This is a genomic window from Methylobacterium sp. GXS13, assembly GCF_001455965.1.
Lineage (GTDB): Bacteria > Pseudomonadota > Alphaproteobacteria > Rhizobiales > Beijerinckiaceae > Methylobacterium.
In genome coordinates, this window is the sequence record NZ_LKKO01000005.1 from 1 (window position 1) to 910 (window position 910).

Annotated in this window: 2 tRNA genes and 2 rRNA genes; all 4 read left to right on the forward strand. The window is 59.9% G+C overall.

Annotated elements, in window-relative coordinates:
- A 16S ribosomal RNA gene (locus AO398_RS03910) occupies positions 1 to 93 on the forward strand; the annotation flags it as partial.
- A gap of 201 nt (positions 94 to 294) precedes the next feature.
- Positions 295 to 371: transfer RNA gene (locus tag AO398_RS03915), tRNA-Ile, on the forward strand.
- A gap of 36 nt (positions 372 to 407) precedes the next feature.
- Positions 408 to 483 (forward strand) — tRNA-Ala (locus tag AO398_RS03920).
- 320 nt (positions 484 to 803) lie between these two features.
- A 23S ribosomal RNA gene (locus AO398_RS03925) occupies positions 804 to 910 on the forward strand; the annotation flags it as partial.

Sequence of the window (910 nt, forward strand, 5' to 3'; positions counted from 1 at the left end):
GCAAGGAGGCAGGCGACCACGGTAGGGTCAGCGACTGGGGTGAAGTCGTAACAAGGTAGCCGTAGGGGAACCTGCGGCTGGATCACCTCCTTTCTAAGGATTCTTTCTTGGACATGGGCGCCGGCTCCGCCGGCACCCAGCGGGCTTTGGCTCATCCATCGAAGATCATTTAGATACAGGGTTCAGTCAGAACCCATTTGGCGGGACAGGCGCCGTCCTCGTTTCTCTTCCTCACCAGATAGCGCGATCGGCGCTCTGCTTCGGTTCTGCCGGGCGGTGCGCCTCAATCGCTCTGGGCCTGTAGCTCAGGTGGTTAGAGCGCACCCCTGATAAGGGTGAGGTCGGACGTTCGAGTCGTCCCAGGCCCACCACGACACGGGACGCTCGATCATCGGCGCTGACCCCTTGGGGCCATAGCTCAGTTGGGAGAGCGCGTGCTTTGCAAGCATGAGGTCGTCGGTTCGATCCCGTCTGGCTCCACCATTCTTTTGGGACTTGGCGCCGCTGTAGCGGCTGCCGCCTGAGAGAGGGTGTCGAGCCTGGCTATCTGGAACACAGTTTGCCGCGGCAGACGATCGATGAGGACCGTAGGGTCCGGTCGATCGTGTCGTTTGGCGAAGACATCAGTGACATCGTGAAGAGGGAATGTGGCCGTTGGGGGCGCGAAAGCGTCTACCCTGGCGGTCATGTTCGGCAAGCATACGGTGATTGGATCGGAAACGATCCGATCACTGGTCTTTTTGTGACCGTGTCGCGATCGACAGCCGAATGGCTGCCGATCGGCGGACATCGATCACGAGAGCGATCAAGTGTCTTAAGAGCATTCGGTGGATGCCTTGGCGCTGAGAGGCGATGAAGGACGTGGTACGCTGCGATAAGCCTTGGGGAGCTGCGAACGAGCTTTGATCCA